Origin of the sequence: Bradyrhizobium sp. S69 (assembly GCF_009766005.1) — a bacterium.
Lineage (GTDB): Bacteria > Pseudomonadota > Alphaproteobacteria > Rhizobiales > Xanthobacteraceae > Bradyrhizobium.
This window is the reverse complement of the sequence record NZ_LMUK01000025.1, coordinates 1-22,811: the sequence shown is the minus strand read 5'-3', so window position 1 is coordinate 22,811 and position 22,811 is coordinate 1. Positions and strand designations below refer to the sequence as shown.

The following is a 22,811-nucleotide window of genomic DNA, read 5'->3' as shown; positions in this document are numbered from 1 at the left end:
CCACCGCCGCCCATATATAGGACCCAAGGCCGCGCTCGCCAAGGGCGATCGCGCGACAGGCCAGAGAGCCCGATCCCATGCTGAACGACATCTACAACAAGCGCATCATCGAACTGGCCGGCAATATACCCCGGCTGGGACGACTGGCCGACCCCGATGCCAGCGCCATGGCTCATTCCAAGCTGTGCGGTTCGACCGTCAAGATCGACCTCAAGATGGACGGGCCCGTGGTCACCGACTTTGCCCATGACGTGAAGGCCTGCGCGCTCGGCCAGGCCTCCTCCTCGATCATGGCGAGCCATGTGGTCGGCTCGACCGCGAACGAATTGCGCGAATTGCGCGAGATTGTCCGCAAGATGCTGAAGGAAAACGGCAGCCCGCCGCAAGGTAAATGGGCCGACATCGCATTGCTCGAGCCGGTGCGCGAGTACAAGGCGCGGCACGCCTCGACGCTGCTGACCTTCGATGCCGTGGTCGACGCAATCGGCCAGATCGAAGCTAAGCAGCCGGCCCAGGCGCAGGGCTAATCCTGCTTATTTCCCTGCCCACGTCGCACATCCGAACCTCGTCGTGAGGAGCGGCCACGCAGGCAAGTCTACGCTGCCTGCGTAAACTTGGCAGCGGGCCGCGTCTCGAGCAGTCCGATGTCATGGTTCGAGACGCGCGTCTTACTCCCTGAACAAAGGCTTCACGCCACAGCCAGCATCGGCTGTGCCGGGCGCCGGCCGATCATCAGCGACAGCACGGCGGCGACGATACCGGTGAGGCCTGCGATCATGAAGGCCTGCAAGTAGTCACCCTGGGCGGAGCGCATGAAGCCGGCGAACACCGCGGCGCAGGCGGCACCGAGCTGATGGCCCGCGACCACCCAGCCGAACACCAGCGGCGCGTTCTTGTCGCCGAAGGCTTCGTTGGCGATGCGCACGGTCGGCGGCACGGTCGCGATCCAGTCGAGCCCGTAGAACACCGCGAACACCGACAGGCTGACCAGCGAGAAATCCGAGTATGGCAGGTAGATCAGCGACAGCCCGCGCAGCCCGTAATAGATGAACAAGAGCTTGCGCGGATCGAAACGGTCGGTGAGCCAGCCTGAGAACGTGGTGCCGAACAGGTCGAAGAACCCCATCACCGCGAGCAGGCTCGCCGCCTGCACCTCGACGATGCCATGGTCGCTGCAGAACGCGATCAAATGGGTACCAACGAGACCGTTGGTGGTGAAGCCGCAAATGAAGAAGGTGGCGAACAGGAACCAGAACGTCCGCGTTGTCGCCGCGCGCGCAAGGTTGCGGAACGCGGCGGTGAACGGATTGCCCTGCGCCGGCGGCGCGGGATGATCGTTATGCGTGCTGCCGAACGACCGCAGGCCGATGCTGGCCGGGCGTTCCGGCACCAGGACATACACCAACGGAATGAGCGCCGCGCAGCACGCGGCCACCGTCAGCACCACCGGCTGCCAGCCGCCCCATGCCACCAGCGCCGCGAGGCCCGGCATGAAGATCAGCGTCCCGGTCGCGGTGCTCGCCGTCAGCAGCCCCATGACGAGGCCGCGATTGGTGGTGAACCAGCGATTGACGATGGTGGCGCCGAGCACGTTGGCGACCGCGCCCGAGCCGATACCTGACAGCAGTCCCCAGCTCAGGAACAATTGCCACGGCGCGGTCATGAAGTAGCTGGCGCCAGTCGACGCCGACATCAGCGCCAGCGCGCCCAGCACCGTGCGGCGGATGCCGAAGCGCTGCATCACGGCGGCGGCGAACGGACCCGCGAGGCCGTAGAGGAAGATGCCGATCGCGGCCGAAGAGGAGATCAGACCGACGTTCCAGCCGAAGGCCTGCTGCAACGGCAGCATCAGCACGCCCGGCGTCGCACGCAGCCCTGCCGACGAGAGCAGTGCGAGGAAGATCACGGCGATGACGACAAACGCGTAGTTCTGGCCGAACGGTCGCCTGGACACGGAAGAAGATTGCGCGGAGACAGGCGGCATGTTATTTGGCATGTTACTGACCGGTACGTATTGCGATGCTGTCGTTATACGTACCGGTCAGTAACATTGTCAAGCCGCCGCGCGGCAGGATCGAGAGCCGGATGAAGAAAACCGTCGACACGTCCGCGGACCGCCCGCTTCGGGCCGCCGACCGGATCCGCGCCTCGGCGAGCGAACTGTTCTATCGCGAGGGCATCCGCGCCGTCGGCGTCGACGAGGTGGTCGATCGTGCGGGGGTCACCAAACCAAGCCTCTATCGCAGCTTCGCCTCGAAGGACGAACTCGCCGCGGCCTATCTGCGCGACTATGACCAGCATTTCTGGGAGAATTTCGAGAAGCCGGGCGGCAAGTCCTACGCTGACGCGCGCGAACATGTGCTGGCCTACATCGCAGAGCTATCGTCGCGCGCCGTGTGCAAGGGCTATCGCGGCTGCGGCCTCAGCAACGCTGCGGTGGAATATCCGGCGCCCGACAATCCCGCGCGGCAGGTCGCCGAAGCGCACAAGAAAGCCTTGCGCAAACGCCTGCATGAGCTTGCCGCCGCGATGGGCGCCCGGTCCGACTCTGTGCTCGGCGACGCTCTCCTGCTGCTCATCGAAGGCATCTACATCAGTGGCCAGCAGTCGGAAGATGGCCCCGCGCAGTCGGCGCTTGCAGTGGCGCAGTTGCTGATTGACGCGAGTGTGAAGACGGCCTGAGCTGCATCAGGGCCCGTGGCTGTTCGGCGCGCGGCCTCGATCAGCGGTGTAACCGTCCGACTTGATTGCTACTTCGCAGGTGCCGCGACCAGGCCGCCGGTTGCCTCCGCCGTCTTGGTCGACTTCTCCGGCAGCGTGTGTTCGGTTGGCGCAGGTGCTTTCGGCAACGACACCTCGGCCTGCACGGTACTGGCGACAAAACGATCCTGCACCGGCTTGGCCGCGAGTTCGGCCACCGGCAAGGCGGCGCTGTCGGTCCCGGACGATATCTTGGACGATATCTTGGGCGACATCTCGGGCAGCACTTCAGCCACCGCGTCGGTGGTGACAAGGTTGGTCAGCCGTAATTCTTCACGGGACAATTCGTGCAGATCTTCCCACGGCGGCACGCTCAGCGACAGCGACAGCAGATCGCCCGCGCCGCCCATGTCGAAAGTATATTTGGCGAGCCGGCCGACGTCGCGTTCGACGATCATCAGGTCCTGCGCACTGTAGCTCGCAGCCTTGGCGTCGTCGGCGCGGTCGCCCATCCATATCTGATGCACCCGGACATGTGCGCCGTCGGGCACATAGCGCGTCTTGCCCGAAAGCAGCAGGAACACGCACATCGACTCGCAATAAGCGTCGGGGATGATGCCGGCCCGATCGCCCTGCGCGGTACGGTTCTCGATGGTGGTGCCGACGGTTGTCATCAGACCGAGACCGCGCCAACGCCGGCCAAGCGCGATGGCATCGTTGACCGACCCACCGCTGGAATCCAGCACCACCGTCGCCCCATCGAGATGGCGCCCATGCGCGAACTCGTCGAAATCCTCGGGGCTTTCAGAGGTCACGATGCCGACGGCACTGACCCAGCCACGGCAATTGGGTTCGCAGGCAACCCAGCTGAACCGCATCGGTAATTTTCGCTCTTCGAGCGTCGCTGTGGCATTCGCGGAACCGGCAGGCGCCGCCGTCGCGCCGGGCAATGCCATGCAAAGAGCGGTGGCGCCGAGCAACACCCAACCGCGAAGATCAAGAGACCCGACAAATCTCAATTTGGTTCCTTCCCCCAAGTCCCGATACGGGCAGTGGCAATGGTCCCAGTGCAACGCCACATGATTCTGTCATACCGGCGTTATCAAAATGGTAGCCGTGCGATTCCACGTCGTCCATAGAACCTTTGCTGCACTGCCACTGAAAACATGCGATATCTCCGGCAATGTGGCGTAAATGTCGACCCGCGGAGTTCCATGGGCGGGAACTGCGCAACCGCCTGCGCATGATTGCAGCACATTGCCGATGAAGCATTCATCATCTCGTTGTTCGTCTTGCCCCGACTGCGCGGGCCAGCTGCGGCGCCTGCCGCGCCATGCGGGGCGCGCGATGATCTGGATTTACCGGCACACGCTGTCGCCGCTGGTCGGCTACAATTGCCGGCATCTGCCGACCTGTTCGGTCTATGGCGACGAGGCGATCGAACGTTTCGGGTTGTGGGGCGGCGGATGGATGACGCTGGCGCGGCTGTTGCGCTGTCAACCCTGGGGCACCTCGGGAATCGACAACGTGCCGCCGACCAGACCGCCGGGCGCGCGGTGGTATCTGCCCTGGCGGTTCGGGCGCTGGCGCGGCGTCAATGGACCGTAACGGTACGTCCTAATCGAGTGAGTGCAGCGCAATCGCTGCACCGCTTTCAAGCGAAATCCGCATTGCAGCCCCGCCGGGAACCGCCACGTTCCACGCGCATTGATTTGACACTTCCGCCGGGAGGCCAATCATGCGCTGGAAAATCAGCCACGGTGATCACGATCACAGGGGTCACGATCCCCGCGCGATCGACTTGATCGCCATCGTCGCACTGCTGTTTGTGATCATCGCCGTTTTCAGATTTTACAACAACAGCTTCTCCACACCACCGAGCACATCCGCCTTTATCGTCCCAAGCCAAAGCGTTCACTGGTGAAGAGAAGGACCTAGAGCCTTTTCCGTTCCGATGGAATCGGAACGGGGCTCTAGTCTTTTGTTTGACGCGTTTTCTTCACGCGAACCGGTGCCCACGGAGCCTGTCATCGGGCGCGCATTCGCGCGACCCGTTGGCTCGAAAACCCTCTAGCGCCAATAGAAGAGCCCGCGCGGCTCTGGCGGTGGACGCGGCTTGCGCAGGCGTGGTCGCGCGGGCTTCGGCGGCAGCGGCTCATCGGTCGGCGCTGCCGACGTCGTCTCGACACTCCCGGTACCATCGGACGGCAGCCGGACCGACAGCAGCAGGTTCGATTCAAACGATCGCCAGCGATAGCCGATACCGAAATCCATCGGCTGACTGCGCCGGAAAAGTTCGGCGTAGGCCGGCTGATACGTGTTGGGGAATTTATCGATCGGGCCGGCGTAGCGGCCGAACGGAAAGAACCGCCACTTCCTCGAATCGTAGTCAGCCAGCGGAATGCCGGAATCGTCCTGGATGACGGTCGCGCTATTGGCGAGCAGGAAATTGCGCACGGTGGTGAAATTACCGGTATGCAGCAGATACGACGCGCTCTTGATCAAACTGTTGCCGGGCGCCAGCGTTTCGCAGAATTTCAGGAAACCGCTGTTTCGCACGCCGCTGTTCGACAGATCGGTGCTGAAATAATACAGCGTCCGCTCGACGCCGTCGCCGCCCGCAAAGGTGATCCGCACCCCCTGCGTGGCGTTCTTGCCGGCATCGTCCTTGGGAGAATGCACCACGCCCTTGTCGTCCAGCGCGACCAGGCTGACATCGTGGATGGTCTTGCCCGAGCGCACCAGGAAAACATACAGGATCGGCAACGTGCCGCTGACCTGGTCGGCGCGCAGGTCGGTCTTCATGTGTTTGGTGATGAAGAAACTGAAGTTCAGGATCGAGCTCATCGAACGCTCGATATCGTTGAGCGTCGAACCGAGATACGGCAATCTGGTGAGATCAGGCACCGAGCCGACCGGCTCAAGCGCGCTCAGCACATAGGTCGTTGCCTTGGAATAAAATGCGTCCGCATAGAGAAAGTCCGGACCGCTGAACATGTAGAACATCGTCGGCCGCGGCGCGGCCAGGTTGACGCCCGCCCAGGTGCGAATTTTCGATAGCTGACGCTCCTCCAGATGTCCGAACGCGCTATCGAAAAAGCGCGCGTGACGTTGCCACGCCGGATCTTTTGTCAGCGCCGCCAGCGGCGATTGCTCCGACGGCGGCATGCCGGCCAGGAAACGCGCAGTGTCGTTCGCGGTGACGGGGTCGGCGGCGCGCGCCGGCGCGACCGCGGCGAGCCATAGCATCGCAACCAGGGCGAAGATGTTTTTGACCACGATATTTTTGACTTGGGGATTTTCGACTTGGGGCATCGTTACGCGCGACCTCAAGGTGCGGCCGCAGCGGGTCGGCCCGGCCGCTCGCGGAAAACGGCGTAAATCAAAAGACCTGAAAGCATGATCAAAATACCAAGCGCGGACTGCAATGGCCGCTCGACCACAAGATAATACATCATGAAGCCGGTCACGAGCAGGAAAACCAGAGGGGTGACCGGGTATCCCCAGGCGCGATAGGGCCGCGGCAAATCCGGCCGGGTGATCCGCAGCTTGATGACGCCGAGCACGGTGAAGAAGGAGCAGAACAACAGGCCGAACTGGATGAAATCGAGCACGGCCTCGAAACTTCGAGTGAACAGCAACAGCACCGATATCGCGAGCTGGAACAGGATGGCATTCGCCGGCACGCCGTTACTCGATTTGCGGGCAAATATCCGCAGCGCCGGAATGTCTTCTCCCATCGTCATCATGACGCGCGGTCCGATCCACATCATCGCGCTGATCGAAGAGACGAGGCCTATGCAGATCATCGCGCCGACGATGCGGCCGCCGATCTCGCCGAAAATATAACTGCCGGCAACGCGCGCGACGTCGAGCTGTCCGGACAGTTTCTCGATCGGCGTGGTGTGGAGGAACACCGCATTGAGCGCGACATACAAAACGACCACGATCAGCGTTCCCGAGAGCAATGCGCGCGGCAGGTTCTGCTGCGGCAACCGCATCTCACCGATGATATAGGTCGCCGCGTTCCAGCCCGAGAACGCATACATCACGAACACCAGCCCGATCGCGAACGGCGCGCTGGCGACATGGTCAAAGTCGCCCGCCGCGGGCGCGAATGAAACCGGCTGCGCCGTGCCTGCGACAAAGCCCGCGATCAGGAAGGCTGTGATCAGCACGACTTTCAGGATCGTGGCGACCAATTGAAAGGTGCTGGAGTGCCTGAGGCCGCAGAGTTGCACGAACGAGACCAGGCAGACGACGCCCAGCGCCAGCGCCAGCGGCGAAGCCATCGGCAGCACCGATTTGCCGTATTCGCCGAAAGCCATCGCCGCCAGCGCCACCGGCGCCGCGAAACCGACCGTCGCCGATACCCAGCCGGCCAGAAATCCGAACGCCGGATGGTAGGCGCGGGCCAGGAAATTGTATTCGCCGCTCGAGCGCGGAAACATCGCACCGAGTTCGCTGTAGGAGAACACCCCGCACAGTGCGACGACGCCGCCAATGGTCCACAGCAGCAGGATGGCAAAGCCGGAGGGGATGTCCTTGACCTGAAAACCGAGGCTGGTGAAAACGCCGACGCCGATCATGTCGGCCACGACGATAGCGGTTGCCACGATCACCGAGACCGTCGGGCCGCCGCCGGGAAGCCGATCGGGCAATGCCGCGCTTCCCGTTCCTGATATCGCCATGTCGGTCCACGCCTCGGGCGTCGCGCCCTGCCCTCATGGTGGAGGCTGGACTCCATCAATTCAAGCAGCGTTAACAAGGATATAAATTCCGCCCCAACTTCGGTATTTGGATACCTCGATTGAGCTTCCGAGCGCCTTGCCCGCCCCAACTTTGCGAAAAGCCCGTGCCGGTCCCACAATCGCGACACGATTTGGTGCTCACCTGATTTGTCGGGCAGTGGGGAGTTTTGCCCGAAAGCTTAACGTCACCTAAACGCCAGCGCGCTGAAATACGTCGCCGTTTAATCTTGGGGCAATGGGTGGATGATCGGGGCGGGTCCGAAATTCCAGAGCTGTGATCGCGCGGGCGCATCGAATGCGCCGGACGCAGCACGCCCCGTGCCGCGAGAAATCCGACATCCCGATCGCGCGCAGCGATCCGATCGCGCCCATCGATGGCGCCGGATCGCCTCTCTGTCGGCACTGGTGCCGCTCTCGTTTGTGCTGGCGCAATGTGGGCAGGCGCCGGGCGCCGGCAGCCTCGCCGCCAATGTGCAGGCCTCGAATTCAAATACCCGGAGCGACAGCTTCGACGACCGCTTCCCGAAACCTCAATTCAGGGATCGCTTCCCGACCGCAAGCGAGAGTTTTGAACAGCGTCAGTCTGGCGACCTCGCGCCCAAGCAAACGGCTCAAGGCACCTCTCGAGGCTCGGCCTCGCCACCGCAAGCGCCCTATCGGGTTGCATCGCTGGAGCCGCAACTGCCCTACCAGCGTCCGCCGCGACCAGACGATCTGACGATGCTGGTCAGCATGAAGTCCTCGGCCTTCCCCTATTTCGGCAACAATCCGGCGTCCGAGGCGCCGTTCCTGAACATCGCCAAAGGCGATCGCCGCGGTCATCGCAGTTACTCCGGCCGGGTTTATTGGCAGGACGAGACCTACAGCGACAACCGCGTTCTGCTGCATGTCCCCGAGACCTTCGATATCCGCAAGCCCGGCGTCATCGTGGTGTTCTTCCATGGCAACGGCGCCACGCTGGAGCGCGACGTGCGCGACCGGCAACTGGTGCCGCAACAGATTTCCGAGTCCGGCGCCAATGCCGTGCTGCTCGCGCCGCAACTCGCGGTCGACGCCGCCGATTCCAGCGCCGGAAAATTCTGGCAGCCCGGCGGGTTCAAGCGCTTTATCAACGAGTCTGCCGATCAGCTCGCCCGCCTCTATGGCGATCCCAACGCCGCCAAGACGTTTGCCAAGATGCCGATCGTCATTGTCGGCTACAGCGGCGGCTTCCTGCCGACCGCCTGGAGCCTCGAGGTCGGCGGCATCAGCGATCAGGTCCGCGGCGTGTTCCTGCTGGATGCGGTCTATGGCGAACTCGACAAGTTCGCGTCCTGGATCGAAAATCACCGGTCCGGCTTCTTCGTCAGCTCCTATACGCATTACACGGCGCGTCGCGATCAGGAACTGATGCATATGCTGCACGAAAAAGGCATCGCCGTATCGCAGGATTTCGACGGGCCGTTGCGGCCGGGCAGCGTGGTCTTTGTCGAGACCCCCGAAGGTGTGACGCATCGCGATTACGTGACGCACGCCTGGACACGAAATCCCGTCGAGCAAGTCCTGTCCAAGATGGCGGCAACGCCGGCGCTGACGCGGATCGCGGCCAGCGGCAACTAAGCGTGCCGATCGCTCAGAGTTTCGGTATCTTTTCCGCAAAGCCGTTATAGCAATTCAGCCGATCGTCTTCTTCCTTGATCAAATGGCAATCGGCCACCCCTTTCGCAGCCGGCGCCTTCGGATTTGGCTTGGGCGGGAAAATCGCATCATCGCATTCGAGGCGGCCTTTGGTGCCGTCGTCGATGTCGAGACAAGCCAGCAACTTCTCGGCGACGGATTGTTTCTTCGGCGCTGCGGCCTTGGGCGACACCGCGCCATGCGGCTTCACCTGCAACAGCGGCTTGTCTCCGACTGTCGGTGACGGGCTCTGCTGAGCCATCACAGCGCCCGGATAAAGCAGCGCAACCAGCACCAGCATCGTTCTCATGTAACTTCCCCCGTTTTTGCCGTGGCGATGCGCGCCCCCGTCAGCATCACCACCAGGAGCGCCAGCCTGAGCCATCGACACATAGCCCCGTATGATAGCTGGCGGCGTATAACAAACGCCAATCGCTAAACCAATAGCCTGCCCGACCTGACGCACCGGCCGCTTGAAGGCGAACGGCTCACCAAGTTTAATCTGACGTTCTATGGAGCGGCGACGAAGAAGAAATCCTCTTTGCCTGGCAGCGAGCCGTAAGTATAGGGCTCCTGGCGCCCCGCGGTCGCTTCCATGACATCGTCGCGCACCAGCCGGAAGATCTTGTTGATCTCGACACCCGGCGTGGCGACGCGTTGAACCATCGCCACCGCGAACGGCGAATTGCCACCCTCGCCGTCAAGCGCGGTCTGGCCATGCTTGGCCGCGAACACCACCAAGGAGGCACCCTGCACTTTCACTTCGCCAAGCCCGCGTCCGATCGAACGCGTACCGACATTGCCTCCGGCTGTCGAAGCTGCCGCGACAGCATCGGGCGCCGCGGTCTTCTTGATTTGCGGCGCGAACGGGTTGTCGCGGCAGGCATCGAGGATCACCAGCTTGAGCTTTTTGGCGCCGTCGATCGCCGCCATCACCTGGTCGAGCGGGATCGCTTCGAATTGAATATCCCGATCGGTCTTCAGCACGGCATCGACCGGAATAAGATAATTCTGTCCGTTCACCTCGATGCCGTGGCCGGCATAGTAGACCACGGCCCAGTCGGCCTTGTCCGCCTCATCGGCAAAAGCGCGCAAGCCGGCGATCAATTTTTCCCGCGAGGCGTTCGTCGCAAGGGTCACGGTGGCAAAGCCGATATTGCGCAGCGAGGTTGCGACGGCTTCGGCGTCCTTTTGCGGATTTTCAAGTGCCGGTACTTTTTCATAGGCCGAGTTGCCGATGACCAGCGCCACGCGCCGGCCCTGGCTGGCAGCTTCCGACCGACGGACCGGAGGCTTGACCGGGGTTTTGAGGATCGGGGCAACCAGTGCGGGCGTTGGAATAGAGGTCGCCGACGTTACCCTGACCGGTGCCGGCGGAATCACCGGCTGGGAATCGCCGGAAGCATACGCCGCGAGCCGCGCCCGGGCGGTCTCGCGGGCTTCCTGTGATTCAATCTTGGCGATGATAAACGCGGAGTCGGTACCCAGGGCCCGCTCAAACTCCGCCTTGGCCTGCGTCAGGTTTCCCATCTTCTCGAGAACCAGCCCCCGGCCGACGATGGCCTGCACTTCAATGGGATGCAGACCAAGAAACTTGTCGTAATCCTGAAGCGAGCGATCGAGATCGCCACGATACCGCAGCGTTTCCGCGCGCAGGAAATAAGCAAGGTCGTCGCCGCCAAGCTTGACCGCCGCGTCCTGATCCTGCAGCGCCTTGTCGAGATCGCCCGCCAGCCGCCAGTGGTTTCCCCTGATGGCATAGGCCCTGGCCGTCGGGTTCAAACGAATGACTTCGTTGAAATTGGTCAAGGCGGCGTCGGGTTGCCCTATCTCGTCGAAAATCAAGCCGCGCGAATTGTAGGATTCGGCAAACTTCGGATTGATCTCGATCGCGCGGTCGAGCTCCGCCAGCGCGGCCTCGGGTTTTTTCATCAAACGATACAGATTGGCCTGATCGTGATGGACGGTGAAGTTCTTCGGATTGATCTTGAGCGCCGCGATGTTGTCGGCCACCGCGAGGTCGAAGTCGTTCTTGTCTCCGAAGGCGATGGAGCGGAAGCTGTAGGCGATGGAAGCGTTGCTGGTGTTGGCCTTGCCGGGCATATTGATCGACGACGTATAGTCGGCGATCGCCCTGTCGTATTCGTGCAAGGCGTACCACACGAAGCCCCGGAAGATGTACACGCCCTGAAGGTCGAGATTTTTGGGCGGGTTTTTGAGCTGCATAACGCGCGTACAGGCCGCAATGATCGGGTCCGCCTTTGCCTTGATCTCGGCGGTTACTTCATTTCCGGCCTTTAACTTGAAGGCCTCACCGCAATCGGTGAAATCATTAGCGGACGCGCCTGATGCCCAGAGAACCGCAGCCGCCGCAAGACCGGCCAAAAACCAGCGCATGTGAACCTTCGCAATCATTTCGAACGGCAGGCGGCAAATGACTGTTCGATGATCCGACGGCATCATTACAAAATCAAGACCGCGGATTTTTGTACCGCGCGGCGTCCGCCGACACCGAAAAGCCGGGTTGCAGTGCCCGAATCCCCTGCTATACCGTTGCTTTCCGCTTACCTGCGCTCGTTCGCAGGAGTGAGCATGAGGAGATCACCATGCCTGACAACAATACACCCGCACCCGGATTCCAGTTTGGCCTCGCGAATTTGAAACCGGCCGTGGAACCCAACGTGATCGCCCTCACCTTCCCCGACGGCGCCAGGCGCGAATTCCCCAGGGACATCACCGGCCTCGATATCGCCAAGGGCATCTCGCCGTCGCTGGCCAAGCGCACCGTGGCGATGGCGCTTGATGGCGTGGTCACGGACCTCGCGGATCCGATCTCGCAGGACGCGAAAATCGAATTTATCGCCCGCGAGGACGGCCGTGCGCTCGAATTGATCCGGCACGACGCCGCCCATGTGCTGGCCGAGGCCGTGCAATCGCTATGGCCGGGCACCCAGGTCACGATCGGTCCGGTGATCGAGAACGGCTTCTATTACGATTTCTTCCGCAACGAGCCATTCACGCCGGAAGACTTTGCGGCGATCGAAAAGAAGATGCGCGAGATCATCGCGCGCGACAAGCCGTTTACCAAACAGGTCTGGAGCCGCGAGCAGACCAAGCAGGTATTCCGCGACAAGGGCGAGAACTTCAAGGTCGAACTGGTCGACACCATTCCAGGCGACGAGCCGATCAAGATCTATTTCCAGGGTGACTGGTTCGACCTGTGCCGCGGCCCGCACATGACGTCCACCGGCAAGATCGGAAGCGCGTTCAAGCTGATGAAGGTCGCCGGCGCTTATTGGCGCGGCGACAGCAATAATCCGATGCTGACGCGGATCTACGGCACGGCATTCGCCAAGCAGGAAGAGCTCGACGCGTACCTCAAGCAGATCGAGGAAGCCGAGAAGCGCGACCATCGCAAGCTCGGGCGCGAACTCGACCTGTTTCACTTCCAGGAGGAAGGTCCAGGCGTCGTGTTCTGGCACGCCAAGGGCTGGACCATCTTCCAGGCCCTGATCGCCTATATGCGCCGGCGACTTGCCGGCGATTACAGCGAGGTCAATGCGCCGCAGATTCTCGACAAGTCATTGTGGGAAACCTCAGGCCATTGGGACTGGTACCGCGAGAACATGTTCGCGGCGCAATCGGCCGGCGACGAGGCCGAGGACAAACGCTGGTTCGCGTTGAAGCCGATGAATTGCCCCGGCCACGTCCAGATCTTCAAGCACGGCCTGAAGAGCTATCGCGACCTGCCATTGCGCCTCGCCGAATTCGGCGTCGTGCACCGCTATGAACCGTCGGGCGCCATGCACGGCCTGATGCGGGTGCGCGGCTTTACCCAGGACGACGCCCACGTGTTCTGCACCGAGGCCCAGCTTGCCGACGAGTGCCTCAAGATCAACGACCTGATCATGTCGACCTATGCCGATTTCGGTTTCGAGGGCGATCTCACGGTAAAGCTATCGACCCGGCCGGAGAAGCGCGTCGGCACCGACGAGATGTGGGATCATGCCGAGCGCGTGATGGCGACGGTGCTGCAGGAGATCAAGGCGCAGGGCCACAACCGTATCAAGACCGAGATCAATCCGGGCGAAGGCGCGTTCTACGGACCGAAATTCGAATACGTGCTGCGCGACGCCATCGGCCGCGACTGGCAATGCGGCACCACGCAGGTCGACTTCAACCTGCCGGAACGGTTCGGCGCGTTCTACATCGACGCCGACGGCTCGAAGAAGGTGCCGGTGATGGTGCATCGGGCGATCTGCGGCTCGATGGAGCGCTTCATCGGCATCCTGATCGAGCATTTTGCCGGCAATTTCCCACTCTGGCTGGCGCCAACCCAGGCCGTTGTCACCACCATCACGTCGGAAGGCGACGAATACGCCAAGGTGGTCGCGGCGCAAGCGCGGCGCGCGGGCCTGCGTGTCGAGCTCGATCTGCGCAATGAGAAGATCAACTACAAGGTCCGGGAGCACTCGCTGGCAAAGATCCCGGCGCTGCTGGTGGTCGGCAAGAAGGAAGCCGAAAGCCATTCGGTCTCGATCCGCCGGCTCGGCAGCGATGGACAAACCGTGATGTCGACCGAGGCCGCCCTGGCTGCTCTGGTCGACGAAGCCACGCCACCGGACGTGAAGCGGGCGCGAGCGGCAGACTAAGCCGCCTTGTGCTGCCCGATCTTGATCAACGACTCGGCAGGAATGCCGAGTCCGTCATGCAATCGCCTGATCATATTCAGCGTAAGCTCGCGCCGGCGATTTAGAACTTCATGTACGCGGTTACGGCTGCCAATGAACGGAATCAGATCCCGCGGCTGCAGTCCGCTCTGCTCCATATGATACTTGATGGCCTCCACCGGGTCCGGAAAATCGAGCGGGTAATGCTTTCGTTCCCATGCTTCCACCAGCGTAACCAGCACATCCAGCCGATCTCCTTCGGGCGATTCCGCTTGGCATTCATTAATCCGTCGATCTCCCGGAGAACGCGGCGATAATCACGATGGGATTTGATCGGTGCGATATCCATGGCTAGATCTCTTTGCGTCCTCGGGACTGTCGCCGGCGATTTGCCATTCAGATCGGATCTCTTCAAAATCGATCTAAAGTCACTTCCAAGTGTTCGTTGCTTACCTATCTTCGTGTTAGGCAAACCGTCTAATAATTCGTGCCGAAGGATACCATAGTGCCCGATGCCCTTGAACTCCTGAAACTTCGCCGCTCGGTAAAGCCGCGCGAAATGAGCGGTCCCGGCCCCTCGCCGGCCGAACTCGATACCATCCTCACCATCGGCGCGCGGGTGCCGGACCACGGCAAGCTGACGCCATGGCGTTTCATCGTGTTCGAGGGCGAGGCCCGCGCCCGCGCCGGCGACGTCATTGCCAAGGTCTTCGCGCGGAAAAATCCGGCAGCGCCAGTGGCCGAGATCGAGATCGAGAAGCGCCGGCTGATGGACGCGCCACTGGTGATCGCGGTGGTCAGCTTTACCAAGCCGCACCCCAAAGTGCCGCCGTGGGAACAGGAATTATCGGCCGGCGCGAGCGCGATGAATATCGTCACCGCAGCGACCGCGCTCGGCTACGGCGCCAACTGGCTGAGCGGCTGGTTCGCGTTCGACCGCGACGTCCTCGAAGGACTTGGGTTGAAGCCGGATGAAAAGCTGGCGGGCTTCATCCACATCGGCACGGTCACCAAGCCTAACGAAGACCGGCCGCGCCCAGCGCTGGCCGAGATCGTGACGCGGTTCTAGGAAGGTTGTCATTGCCGGACTTGATCCGGCAATCCATCGTTTTGAACTGGCATCTTGCGAAGCTTGATGGATGCCCGGGTCATCTAGCGCGAAGACGCGCTTCTGCCCGGGCATGACAAGTTCAATTGCCTCACGCGGCCTGAGACGCGCGGCGGCCGAACTTGAACAACAGTTGTTCGATCTCGGCCGCGGGTCGCGCCGCGCTGAACAGAAAGCCCTGCACCTGGTTGCAGCCTTCGGCGCGCAACCAGTCGAGCTGGTCCATGGTCTCGACACCTTCGGCCGTGGTCGTAATGTTCAGGCTGCGCCCGAGGCTGGAAATCGCCCGCACGATCGCCACGCAGTCGGAGCGCTCCGCCAGATCCTTCACGAACGAACGATCGATCTTGATCTTGTCGAACGGGAAGCTGCGAAGATAGCTGAGGCTGGAATAGCCGGTGCCGAAATCGTCCATCGAAATGCTGACGCCGAGTTGGCGCAACTGATGCAGGATCGCAAGATTGGCCTCGGTCTCCGCCAGGAAGACCGACTCGGTGATTTCGAGCTCGAGCCGCAACGGCGACAGCCCCGAATGCGCCAGCGCCGAGATCACCGCCTGAACCAGGTTGCGGCTGCGAAACTGTACCGGCGATAGATTGACGGCGATCTTGATGTCGGCGGGCCATTTCGCCGCCTCCGAGCAGGCCTCCCGTAACACCCATTCGCCGAGTGGCACAATCAAACCGATATCCTCGGCGACCGGGATGAATTCGGCCGGCGAGATCATGCCCTTGTCCGGATGCCGCCAGCGCAACAGCGATTCGAAGCCGTTGATCTGGTCGGCGGCGATGTCCACCAGCGGCTGGTAGTGAAGCTCGAACTCGCCATTGGCGAAAGCGCTGCGCAGATCGCGCTCCATATCGCGGCGCTTTTGGGCCTGCCGGTCCATCTCGCGTTCGAAGAAGCGGTGAACACCGCCGCCATCCGACTTCGCCCGGTACAGCGCCATATCGGCGTTGCGCATCAGTTCCTCGCAGGTGTCGCCATCGCCGGGCGACAACGCGATGCCGATGCTGGCGCCCACCACAAGCTCACTGCCGTCGATGTCGTAGTGCGCGCTCAACGTCCGGATCAGGCGATCCGAAAAGTCGCTCGCCTCGTTTGGCGAGACGTCGGCCGCGAGCACGATCGCGAATTCGTCGCCGCCAAGCCTCGCCACCAGATTATCGCCGCGAACCGCACTTCTGAGCCGCTCGGCCACCGCCTTCAACAGGCGATCGCCCATCGGATGGCCGAACGCATCGTTGACGTTCTTGAACAAGTCGAGATCGACGCACAGGACCGCCACGCGCTTGTCGCCGGCCTGGTTGCGCTCCAGCGCCTGGCGAAGGCGATCCTGATAGAAATCGCGGTTCGGCAGATTGGTCAGGCCGTCATGATGCGCCATGTGCGCGATCCGGGCCTCGGCCTTGCGTCGCTCCGTGATGTCGACGATGGCCACGAGATAACCGTCGCGGCCGTCGAATGCGACGCGCCGGCCGAATGTCAGCACATGGATTTCGCTGCCGTCCGCCTTGAGATTCCGCCAGTCGCGGCTGGAATGGTAGACGTCGCCGATCTCCTGCAACGCCTCGCCGTGCATCGCCCATTCGTCTTGTGGCCAGATCTGCCGCAGCGTCATGCGCAGGAAGTCCGCCCGGCTGTATCCGTAATGCTGCACGGCCGAGTCGTTGACGCTGAGGAATTCCATGGTGTGGGCATCGAATACCCACATCGGCATCGGGTTATTGTCGAACAGCAGACGAAACGAGGATTCGCGGCGTTTCAGATCGGTGATGTCGGAGACCGTCAGCGACAGCATGTCGCCGAACGCGGTGACGCCGAGCTTCAGGTTACGATCGTCACTGTCGATCTCGAACTGGCCGCCATTGCCGTTGTTGACGATGTCGAGCAGACGCTGAACGATTTCCGTCGAGCACAGCACGTTGCCGCCGGCGCTGAGCCGCCGCCACATCAGATCGGCCGACGGCAGCTTGAGCAGCCGTGACGCGCCCTGATTGAGGTGAACGATCTGAAAGTCGAATGGCCGGCCGAGCGCATCGCGAAGCGTTGCCAGCGACAGCACGCCCTCGTGGGTCGCGGAAAAAATCGTGTCGAGCAGATTATATTGCGAGCCTCGCTCGTTGACATAGGTGCCGATCAGGGTCCCGCCCCAGCGCGAATAAGTCGGCAGTGCCAGAATGTCGTAGGTCCGCACCAGCCCATCGCGAACGCAATGCGCCACCGCGAGATAAGGCTGGCTGTTCGCCAGCGCGCTGGCCGCGGCCTCGCCGAGCGCGGTCGCGCAATCCGGCGACAGCGCGGTCAGCGGAATGTCCCAGCGCTCATCGTCGAGCCATTTCTGGACGTAGCGGCCGGTGCGCGACACCTCCAGCGTGCCGCTGTCGTTGCCCTTCATCAGGACGATATGATCGGCAAGCCGGCCGAGGCTTCCCAGCATCACGTCTTCGTAGCGCGGCAGTTTTTCGCCCGGCCGCAACGCGGCTTGCCATTTGCGCCGCAGGACCGGGACGTCGTCGAACATTGTCGCGTCGATTTTTTCGGATTTCTTTTTAGCAGCAACAGTCATCACTTCCCCGCAACGCAACAGCGTCGTTCCCGCCACATCCAATGCAGGGCGGCTTAATGCGTTGTAAAAATTCCGGGGTGGTATTTGCAAACCGTCGATTATGACAGTTTTAAGTGCTCCGATGGTTAGCACCCATTAGCGACTATGACAGCGGCAAGGTTTTGTCGGCGCGGTCTTTGCGTTAGCGCGCGACGACTTCGACTTCGCCGTCGACGCCGTTGACGACGTTGAAGGGGCGCTCGAACACCTTGCCTTCGTTCTTGGCGATCGCGCGATATTCACCCTCGGACAGCACGACGCGCGGGAACGCGCCGATCGATTCCTTGATGACGTCGCCGCCCGGCGTGATCACCGACCATGCGGTGTTGGCCAAGGCCTCGCCGCCTTTGTCGCTGACCAGCTTCAGCGTGATCACAGCGGCGCGGTGGGTGATGATCACGTCGGTCAGTTTGCCGGCCTGCACGCGAATGTCGGAACGCACCACCGAATTGGCGTCGCCGTAGTTGGAAACGATGTAGTAGGTGCCTTCCGGCAGCAGCGCGACGTCGCCGGGTGCCACGCTCGGCAGCAGCGCAGCGCGCTCGGAGGTTTCGAACTGGCTGCCCTTGAAGATCGCGAACGAGATCTGGTTCTGCGGAATCTTTGAGGTGCCGACCCGGCCTTCGATGCGCAGGCCGCCGGCCGGCAGCACGAAAGCCTCGCGGACAGTTTCCGATTTCAGCGTGACCGGCCGCACCGCGCTGACGAGGCCGAGCGCAACGTGGACCACATAGCCGCCCGGCGGCAGCACGATGTTCGGCGTGGCGCCGTGATCCTCGCGGATCAATTTGAACGTGCCGGTCTCGTCCGGCCGATCCGAAAACACCCGCCACACCAGACCACTGCCGATCACCGGCATGTCCTTGCCGTAACGCGCGGTCAGCGACAGCACCGCCTGGCCGGCGGTCGAGGCCCCCGGAGGCAGCGCCACCGGCGCGGGGGCGGCGATCGAGGGCTGCGTCAATGGGGCCGGCAGGCTCGGGGTCGACGCCGGCCCGGACGACGGCGCCAGGCTCATCGCTCCACCGGCGGGTTCCGGAACCGAGGCCGGGGGTATCGGCGGCGGGCGATCGGTAAACATCTGGGCCGACGCCGGGGCGCAAAACAGGCAAACCAGCGTGGCCGCGAGCGCGAATGCCGCTGCCCGGCGTCCGCGCCGCCCAAATCCACCGATGCCGTTACCCCAGGGAGTCATAGCGCCATGCTTTTCACTGAAAACGCGGCAAATTCAAGCCTCCGCGCGCGCCCGATGGCGGCCGGGGGTCGCGGTCCAGTCACAATCGCCACCTAGGCCGCCCACAACCGCAGTATAAACCATGCTTTCGGGAGATTCTGGCAAGCTGCAGCCTTCGCGAATAGGCTTGGCTGCCAAGGAGACGACAGTGCTGGAGAATTTGATCGGGCGCGGCCAGAACGGCCGTGACAAGGCCGGACCGGGCGCGGTCAGGCGGCCGGTGATCGGCCTTGCGCTGGGCGGCGGCGCCGCGCGCGGATTTGCCCATATCGGGATCATCCGCACCCTGATCGCCCATGGCATCGTGCCCAATATCGTGGTCGGCACTTCGATCGGTGCCGTGGTCGGCGGCGCCTATGCGGCCGGGCACCTCGATACGCTGGAAGAATGGGCGCGCAGCCTGCAGCCGCGCAATATTCTGGGCTATCTCGACATCCGCCTCAACGGCTCGGGGCTGATCGGCGGCGCCAAGCTCGCAGCCCAGCTCGAAGCCGCGATGGGCGCGACCCTGATCGAGGACCTTTCGACCAAATTTGCCAGCGTGGCGACCGAAGTCCGTACCGGCCACGAGATCTGGCTGACCCATGGCCGTATCGTCGACGCCATGCGCGCCTCCTACGCGCTGCCCGGGATATTTTCCCCCGTCATGGTCGGTGACCGCTGGCTGGTGGATGGCGCGCTGGTGAACCCGGTGCCGGTGTCGGCGGCGCGCGCGTTCGGCGCCGAGATCGTGATCGCGGCCAATCTTTCCAGCGACGTGTTTGCCCATTCGACGACGATCTATTCGCACGGACCGGCCCCGGAGGTCGCGGTCGTCTCGACGCCGGAGATCCTCGATCCCACGCCGCCGAAGCGCGGTTTCGGCAAGTTCTTTTCGCCCGAGCGCACCCTGAAGCGGGAGTTCTTTGGCGGCGGCGGACGTCCGGGCATCTCCACCGTCATGGTCGACGCCTTCAACATCATGCAGGACCGCATCACCCGTGCGCGATTGGCCGGCGACCCGCCGGACCTTCTGATCTCGCCCCGGGTCGGACAAATCGGCTGGTTCGATTTCCACCGCGCCGAAGATCTGATCGCGCACGGCGTCCGCGCCGCCGAGCGCGCGATCGAGTCGATCCAGGAAGCGATCGACATCCTGGTGACGCCATCGGCCAAGCCGGGCGCCACAGCCGACAGGGCTTTGGTCGATAAGCCCGGTACCGCCAAGGAGTAGCTCAGGCGGCGTAGCTCAGGCGGTCTTGATATAATCCCGCAAGGCTTCCTGTTCGTTTTCGTATTCCCTGACCCGCCATTTGACGATGTCGCCAATGGAAATCAGGCCGACCACCCTGCTGTCATCGACGACAGGCAGATGCCTGAATTTGCCCGACGTCATCATCTCCATGATCGCGCCGACCGTATCCGACGGCTTGCAGCTGATGACCTTGCGCGTCATCACCGCGCTGACCGGTTCGTCGAGCACCGCAGCACCGCGTTCGCCGAGCACGCGCACGATATCGCGTTCCGACAGGATGCCTTCGATGCGGCCGCGCTCCATCACCAGCACGGCGCCGATTTTCTTTTCGCCAAGTAGCTTGATCGCGGCCGAGAGCTTGGCGTCCGGCTGGACGCTCTGGATCTGGTGGCCTTTGGAATCGAGAATTGCACGTACCGTCATTGTCGCCTCCTTGAAGCCGAACGCGCCCTTGACGAGCGCAATCTTTTTTCACGTTGAGTCAACAGTTTCGCGCCGGTTTCGTTCGGGCGCAGTTTTTTTGCCAAAGCTCGTGGCAATTGCGGCTATCAAGCACGCTCGCGGGCCTGATAGCCCTGCCTTCGTCACGGCTGCGATGATGAATGAAATCGCCCCGCGCCGCAAGCTTACGATCATCCCTGGTTCGAGGCGTCCGGCGACGACGCAGGCGCAGCATCGTCGGAGGCCCGCGGCACCGGATCGAACAGCGAAAACAACATCAGCCCGGCTAGAAATCCGCCGATATGCGCCTGCCAGGCGATGCTGACGCCCTCGGTGCCGCCGATCGCGATCGATCCGATGCCGAAGATGATGTTGAGGCCGAACCAGACCGCGAGGAAACCCAGCACGCGGCGGTTGCGCAAGGCATTGAGCAGCGACAGTGCCGGCACCCGTGCTGCGGCATCGGCGTCGCCGCGGCTGAACGACAGGAAACTGCCCTGCACAAACGCAAACCGGATCGCCGCCGCCATGGCGCCGGATACCGATGCCGAGGCGCCGATCATCGGCGCGACCGCGTGTTCATGGCTGACGAGATGCGCCAGCGCGCCCGCCGCCGCCGTCACCGCCATGAACAGGAAGAACCTGGCCGCGCCAAACCGCCGCGCCAGCGCGCTGCCGAACGGCAACAGCCACAGCACGTTGAAGCCGATATGGGTGAAATTGGCGTGCAGCAGCGAATAGCTGACAAAGCTCCAGACCTTGGCGCCGGCGCCGCCGGGGAAGGTGACGTCCAACAGCGTCGAATCGTAGCGTTTCGGGATGAAGCCGAACATCTCGACGACGAGGTCGTCGGTGTCGAACGGCAGCAGCAACCGCACGACGTGAATGACCGCCAGCAGCACCACATAGGCGGTCAGCGCGCCGGGCAAGGTCAGGATCGGCTCGCGCCGAGCCTGCGGCGGTTCAACCGGGGTGAAAGCCTCTGGCGGAGAGTCCGGGGGAAATTCCAAGGGATCGAAGACCTTAAGCCACGGCTCTGATGAGCGATGGCGCCCCAATAAGCGGCTTGCTGCTGCAGCGCAAGAGCGCAGCGCCGCGTCCGCGACAGCGGTCGGGCACCGAACGAGACCGACACCGCCCAAACAAAAAGGCAGAGCGCTGAGACGCCCTGCCTTTTCCGTCCGTGTCTTCTCGCGTTGGGCTAACCGGGCGACATCCCCACCCCTCCCCGCGCGATGACCAAACTGTTTGAACCAACCCTGTGTTCCGCGATGGCCCTGGAGAAGACCAGCGCGGCGATAGGCGTAGCAATCTACCACTTCGCGCATCCCGGCAAGTCCATAGTTAATTTAACGTTAACGCGAGGAAAGGCCTGTGAAACGGGCCTAACTCGCGCGCTGGCATAGACGCTGCACCGTCTGCCCTGCACAACAGACACGGCAAAGCGGATGCGCGAAAGCAGGACAGAAATGTCCCGCCGGACCCACCGCCGGGGCAGACCAGACCATGAAGCATCCTTCGAACCGCGCATTTTTCGCCTATTGGGACGAGCGCCGTGGCGAGGCGCGGGCGCCCGACCGCAGCGAGATCGAGCCCGGCGCGGTGCGCGAGTTGCTCGGCGACATTTTTGTGCTCTCCTATGAGGCCGAGGGCGGCTACCCGTTCCGCGTGGCGGGAACGCGGGTCTGCGCCCTGCTCGGCCGCGACCTCAAAGATAAGAGCTTTTCGGCGTTGTTCACGCCGGACACCCGCCGCGATATCGAGGAGATCATCGCAGTGGTAGCCGAGGAACTGCTCGGCGCGGTTGCCGGCATCACCGCGACCACGCAGGACGGCACGCCGGCGCATCTGGAATTGCTGCTGCTGCCGTTTAACCCGCGCGCCCATGCCCCGGTCAGCCTGACCGGATTGCTGGCGCCGTTCGGCGACGCGCAACAGGCGTTGCGCGATTTCAAGCTGACCTCGTGGCGCTATCTCGCCCACCCGCCGCAGCGCCTGGTGCCGCGCGCGCTGAGAAAACTCGCGATCGCCCGCGGGCTGATGGTCTATGAGGGATTGCGGTAGAACGGGGCCTTTCAGTTTTCGTCGTCCCGGCCTTGCGCCGGGACCCATAACCCCCGGCGTCAATTGTAATAGAAGGCATCTGCATCACTGCCAAAACGCGAGTCCTCGGCGTGGGTCCCGGCTCGGAGGCCGGGACGACGTGAGTGGATTTTTCGAATTCATCAAACAACGACGCGATCCACACGCGCATCCGCATTCTCGCGACACGCTGCGCCCGAGGTTTGCAAATTCATTTGCCCCCCAAAAAAGAGAGGGCGCAGGGAAGACCGGGTGCGCGCTGCACCCGCGGTCTCATGTGCAAATGGAAATAGCAAAACGCACATGAGCATACAGGTTCAGCGGAAG

General features: G+C 62.7%; 19 protein-coding genes and 1 pseudogene. 9 read left to right on the top strand and 11 right to left on the bottom strand.

What is annotated here, in order from left to right; genetic code table 11:
• Positions 1 to 77: 77 nt before the first annotated feature.
• Entirely contained in the window at positions 78 to 527 is a 450-nt protein-coding gene (locus GSQ88_RS09420) for an iron-sulfur cluster assembly scaffold protein (RefSeq protein ID WP_159007418.1), read from the top strand.
• Between the two features lie 161 nt (positions 528 to 688).
• On the opposite strand, the gene GSQ88_RS09415 is transcribed toward GSQ88_RS09420, so the two are convergent.
• Entirely contained in the window at positions 689 to 1,984 is a 1,296-nt protein-coding gene (locus GSQ88_RS09415; protein WP_159007416.1) for an MFS transporter, read from the bottom strand.
• A gap of 101 nt (positions 1,985 to 2,085) precedes the next feature.
• Between GSQ88_RS09415 and GSQ88_RS09410 the strand changes: the two genes are divergently transcribed.
• On the top strand, positions 2,086 to 2,682 hold the full coding sequence (locus GSQ88_RS09410; RefSeq protein ID WP_159007414.1) for a TetR/AcrR family transcriptional regulator: 597 nt from the start codon (positions 2,086 to 2,088) through the stop codon (positions 2,680 to 2,682).
• A gap of 68 nt (positions 2,683 to 2,750) precedes the next feature.
• On the opposite strand, the gene GSQ88_RS09405 is transcribed toward GSQ88_RS09410, so the two are convergent.
• Positions 2,751 to 3,719 (bottom strand): COG3904 family protein, encoded by a 969-nt coding sequence (locus GSQ88_RS09405; RefSeq protein WP_174247963.1) that lies wholly within the window; start codon positions 3,717 to 3,719, stop codon positions 2,751 to 2,753.
• Positions 3,720 to 3,963: 244 nt separating this feature from the next.
• Here GSQ88_RS09405 and yidD point away from each other — a divergent pair, with 244 nt between their 5' ends.
• On the top strand, positions 3,964 to 4,308 hold the full coding sequence (gene yidD, locus GSQ88_RS09400; RefSeq protein ID WP_159007412.1) for a membrane protein insertion efficiency factor YidD: 345 nt from the start codon (positions 3,964 to 3,966) through the stop codon (positions 4,306 to 4,308).
• Positions 4,309 to 4,438: 130 nt separating this feature from the next.
• The gene (locus GSQ88_RS09395; protein WP_159007410.1) at positions 4,439 to 4,624 is read left to right on the top strand and encodes a hypothetical protein; all 186 of its coding nucleotides are present in this window, start codon (positions 4,439 to 4,441) and stop codon (positions 4,622 to 4,624) included.
• Positions 4,625 to 4,770: 146 nt separating this feature from the next.
• Here GSQ88_RS09395 and GSQ88_RS09390 read toward each other — a convergent pair whose 3' ends face one another.
• Together GSQ88_RS09390 and GSQ88_RS09385 are read right to left on the bottom strand one after the other, a co-directional pair.
• Positions 4,771 to 6,015, bottom strand: coding sequence for a hypothetical protein (locus GSQ88_RS09390; protein WP_502706712.1), 1,245 nt, complete (start codon positions 6,013 to 6,015; stop codon positions 4,771 to 4,773).
• Positions 6,016 to 6,029: 14 nt separating this feature from the next.
• Positions 6,030 to 7,391, bottom strand: coding sequence for an APC family permease (locus GSQ88_RS09385; protein WP_159007408.1), 1,362 nt, complete (start codon positions 7,389 to 7,391; stop codon positions 6,030 to 6,032).
• Between the two features lie 378 nt (positions 7,392 to 7,769).
• On the opposite strand from GSQ88_RS09385, the gene GSQ88_RS09380 reads away from it, so the two are divergent.
• A complete protein-coding gene (locus GSQ88_RS09380) occupies positions 7,770 to 9,050 on the top strand; it encodes an alpha/beta hydrolase (protein WP_246735172.1) in 1,281 nt (426 codons plus the stop codon).
• Positions 9,051 to 9,063: 13 nt separating this feature from the next.
• On the opposite strand, the gene GSQ88_RS09375 is transcribed toward GSQ88_RS09380, so the two are convergent.
• Together GSQ88_RS09375 and GSQ88_RS09370 are read right to left on the bottom strand one after the other, a co-directional pair.
• Positions 9,064 to 9,417, bottom strand: coding sequence for a hypothetical protein (locus GSQ88_RS09375; RefSeq protein WP_159007624.1), 354 nt, complete (start codon positions 9,415 to 9,417; stop codon positions 9,064 to 9,066).
• Positions 9,418 to 9,617: 200 nt separating this feature from the next.
• Positions 9,618 to 11,504 carry a caspase family protein gene (locus GSQ88_RS09370; RefSeq protein WP_159007404.1) on the bottom strand — a complete coding sequence of 629 codons (1,887 nt, stop codon included), beginning with the start codon at positions 11,502 to 11,504 and terminating at the stop codon, positions 9,618 to 9,620.
• 209 nt (positions 11,505 to 11,713) lie between these two features.
• Between GSQ88_RS09370 and thrS the strand changes: the two genes are divergently transcribed.
• Entirely contained in the window at positions 11,714 to 13,759 is a 2,046-nt protein-coding gene (gene thrS, locus GSQ88_RS09365) for a threonine--tRNA ligase (RefSeq protein WP_159007402.1), read from the top strand.
• On the opposite strand, the pseudogene GSQ88_RS09360 reads toward thrS, so the two are convergent.
• A pseudogene (locus GSQ88_RS09360) lies at positions 13,756 to 14,126 on the bottom strand (helix-turn-helix domain-containing protein). The gene thrS and the pseudogene GSQ88_RS09360 sit on opposite strands and share 4 nt — an antisense overlap.
• Positions 14,127 to 14,282: 156 nt before the next feature.
• On the opposite strand from GSQ88_RS09360, the gene GSQ88_RS09355 reads away from it, so the two are divergent.
• Positions 14,283 to 14,846 carry a nitroreductase family protein gene (locus GSQ88_RS09355; RefSeq protein ID WP_159007400.1) on the top strand — a complete coding sequence of 188 codons (564 nt, stop codon included), beginning with the start codon at positions 14,283 to 14,285 and terminating at the stop codon, positions 14,844 to 14,846.
• Positions 14,847 to 14,976: 130 nt separating this feature from the next.
• Here GSQ88_RS09355 and GSQ88_RS09350 read toward each other — a convergent pair whose 3' ends face one another.
• On the bottom strand, positions 14,977 to 17,454 hold the full coding sequence (locus GSQ88_RS09350; protein ID WP_159007398.1) for a putative bifunctional diguanylate cyclase/phosphodiesterase: 2,478 nt from the start codon (positions 17,452 to 17,454) through the stop codon (positions 14,977 to 14,979).
• Positions 17,455 to 17,635: 181 nt separating this feature from the next.
• Positions 17,636 to 18,688 (bottom strand): RgsD C-terminal domain-containing protein, encoded by a 1,053-nt coding sequence (locus GSQ88_RS09345; RefSeq protein ID WP_159007396.1) that lies wholly within the window; start codon positions 18,686 to 18,688, stop codon positions 17,636 to 17,638.
• Between the two features lie 187 nt (positions 18,689 to 18,875).
• Between GSQ88_RS09345 and GSQ88_RS09340 the strand changes: the two genes are divergently transcribed.
• Positions 18,876 to 19,940 (top strand): patatin-like phospholipase family protein, encoded by a 1,065-nt coding sequence (locus tag GSQ88_RS09340; protein ID WP_159007394.1) that lies wholly within the window; start codon positions 18,876 to 18,878, stop codon positions 19,938 to 19,940.
• Between the two features lie 15 nt (positions 19,941 to 19,955).
• Here GSQ88_RS09340 and GSQ88_RS09335 read toward each other — a convergent pair whose 3' ends face one another.
• Entirely contained in the window at positions 19,956 to 20,384 is a 429-nt protein-coding gene (locus GSQ88_RS09335) for a CBS domain-containing protein (RefSeq protein ID WP_159007392.1), read from the bottom strand.
• 209 nt (positions 20,385 to 20,593) lie between these two features.
• Positions 20,594 to 21,412 (bottom strand): rhomboid family intramembrane serine protease, encoded by an 819-nt coding sequence (locus GSQ88_RS09330; RefSeq protein WP_159007390.1) that lies wholly within the window; start codon positions 21,410 to 21,412, stop codon positions 20,594 to 20,596.
• A gap of 496 nt (positions 21,413 to 21,908) precedes the next feature.
• Here GSQ88_RS09330 and GSQ88_RS09325 point away from each other — a divergent pair, with 496 nt between their 5' ends.
• Complete coding sequence (locus GSQ88_RS09325) at positions 21,909 to 22,466, top strand: PAS domain-containing protein (RefSeq protein WP_159007388.1); 558 nt, start codon at positions 21,909 to 21,911, stop codon at positions 22,464 to 22,466.
• Positions 22,467 to 22,811 lie beyond the last annotated feature (345 nt).